A 2,500-nucleotide genomic window follows, 5' to 3' on the forward strand; every position below is an offset into this window, starting at 1 on the left:
AGTTCCGGAGGTAGAGCACTGATTGGACTAGGGGCCCCCACAGGGTTACCGAATTCAGTCAAACTCCGAATGCCGGCAACTTGTACTCGGGAGTCAGACTGCGAGTGATAAGATCCGTAGTCGAAAGGGAAACAGCCCAGACCATCAGCTAAGGTCCCCAAGTGTATGTTAAGTGGAAAAGGATGTGGCGTTGCACAGACAACTAGGATGTTGGCTTAGAAGCAGCCATCATTCAAAGAGTGCGTAATAGCTCACTAGTCGAGTGACGCCGCGCCGAAAATGTAACGGGGCTAAACATACCACCGAAGCTATGGATCCCGTAAGGGATGGTAGGGGAGCGTTCCAAGCAGCAGTGAAGCGGTATCGTGAGGAGCCGTGGAGCGCTTGGAAGTGAGAATGCCGGTGTGAGTAGCGAAAAGAGGGGTGAGAATCCCCTCCGTCGAAAGCCCAAGGTTTCCTGAGGAAGGCTCGTCCGCTCAGGGTTAGTCTGGACCTAAGCCGAGGCCGAAAGGCGTAGGCGATGGACAACAGGTTGATATTCCTGTACCGCCGTACCACCGTTTGAACGATGGGGGGACGCAGAAGGATAAGGTAACCGTGCGACTGGAAGTGCACGGACAAGCAGCGAGGCCGTCGGGTTGGCAAATCCGCCCGACACACAAGGCTGAGCTGTGACGTGGAGCCCGTAGGGCGAAGTACCGGATTTCACGCTGCCAAGAAAAGCCTCTAGTAAGGAGGTCGGCGCCAGTACCGTAAACCGACACAGGTAGGCGAGATGAGAATTCTAAGACGCGCGGGATAACTCTCGTTAAGGAACTCGGCAAAATGGTCCCGTAACTTCGGGAGAAGGGACGCTTATGGCAACATAAGCCGCAGTGAATAGGCCCAAACGACTGTTTAGCAAAAACACAGGTCTCTGCTAAATCGCAAGATGAAGTATAGGGGCTGACGCCTGCCCGGTGCTGGAAGGTTAAGGGGATGTGTCATCGCAAGAGAAGCACTGAACCGAAGCCCCAGTAAACGGCGGCCGTAACTATAACGGTCCTAAGGTAGCGAAATTCCTTGTCGGGTAAGTTCCGACCCGCACGAAAGGCGTAACGATTTGGGCACTGTCTCAACGAGAGACCCGGTGAAATCATAGTACCTGTGAAGATGCAGGTTACCCGCGACAGGACGGAAAGACCCCATGGAGCTTTACTACAGCCTGATATTGAGGCTTTGTACGCGATGTACAGGATAGGTGGGAGTTTGTGAAGCCGGAGCGCCAGCTTCGGTGGAGACACCCTTGGGATACCACCCTTTGCGTATAGAGTCTCTAACTCGCAGCCGTGATCCGGCTGGAGGACCGTGTCAGGTGGGTAGTTTGACTGGGGCGGTCGCCTCCTAAACAGTAACGGAGGCGCCCAAAGGTTCCCTCAGAATGGTTGGAAATCATTCGAAGAGTGCAAAGGCAGAAGGGAGCTTGACTGCGAGACCTACAAGTCGAGCAGGGACGAAAGTCGGGCTTAGTGATCCGGTGGTTCCGCATGGAAGGGCCATCGCTCAACGGATAAAAGCTACCCTGGGGATAACAGGCTGATCTCCCCCAAGAGTCCACATCGACGGGGAGGTTTGGCACCTCGATGTCGGCTCATCGCATCCTGGGGCTGGAGTAGGTCCCAAGGGTTGGGCTGTTCGCCCATTAAAGCGGTACGCGAGCTGGGTTCAGAACGTCGTGAGACAGTTCGGTCCCTATCCGTCGTGGGCGCAGGAAATTTGAGGAGAGCTGTCCTTAGTACGAGAGGACCGGGATGGACGCACCGCTGGTGTACCAGTTGTTCCGCCAGGAGCATCGCTGGGTAGCTACGTGCGGACGGGATAAGTGCTGAAAGCATCTAAGCATGAAGCCCCCTCCGAGATGAGATTTCCCTTTGAGCAATCAAGAAAGACCCCTCAGAGACGATGAGGTAGATAGGTCATGGGTGGAAGCACGGCGACGTGTGGAGCTGAATGATACTAATCGGTCGAGGCTTTGATCTAGTCTAACGGTTTGTATGAATTGATGAGTCTTCAGTTTTGAGAGAACAATCTCTTAAAAAAGAGTTGACATTATGTTAAGATAATGTTAATCTCATATATGTCTGGTGGCGATAGCGAAGCGGCCACACCCGTTCCCATGCCGAACACGGAAGTTAAGCGCTTCAGCGCCGAAAGTAGTTGGGGGTCTCCCCCTGTGAGGATAGGACGTTGCCAGGCATTACATATTTGGAGGATTAGCTCAGCTGGGAGAGCACCTGCCTTACAAGCAGGGGGTCGGCGGTTCGATCCCGTCATCCTCCACCATTTACACCTGCCGGTGTAGCTCAGTTGGTAGAGCATCTGACTTGTAATCAGAGGGTCGAGGGTTCGAATCCTTTCGCCGGCACCATTTTTAAAATAGTCTACCGCATTAATTATACCTTGCCGGGGTGGCGGAATTGGTAGACGCACAGGACTTAAAATCCTGCGAGGGTTTCCTCGT

3 tRNA genes and 2 rRNA genes (2 of these 5 cut by a window edge) are annotated in these 2,500 nt (G+C 53.8%); all 5 read left to right on the forward strand.

Annotated features, from left to right (window positions below):
- Positions 1-2,019: ribosomal RNA gene (locus tag AC13H5_RS02660) — 23S ribosomal RNA — on the forward strand; it begins 895 nt to the left of the window's first position.
- 100 nt (positions 2,020-2,119) lie between these two features.
- Positions 2,120-2,235: ribosomal RNA gene (gene rrf / locus AC13H5_RS02665) — 5S ribosomal RNA — on the forward strand.
- A gap of 11 nt (positions 2,236-2,246) precedes the next feature.
- Positions 2,247-2,322, forward strand: a tRNA-Val gene (locus AC13H5_RS02670).
- 9 nt (positions 2,323-2,331) lie between these two features.
- Positions 2,332-2,407 (forward strand) — tRNA-Thr (locus AC13H5_RS02675).
- A 34-nt stretch (positions 2,408-2,441) separates the two neighbouring features.
- A tRNA-Leu gene (locus AC13H5_RS02680) sits at positions 2,442-2,500 on the forward strand (it continues 28 nt past the right edge of the window).

This window comes from Exiguobacterium sp. FD-YE-25-4, assembly GCF_057004685.1.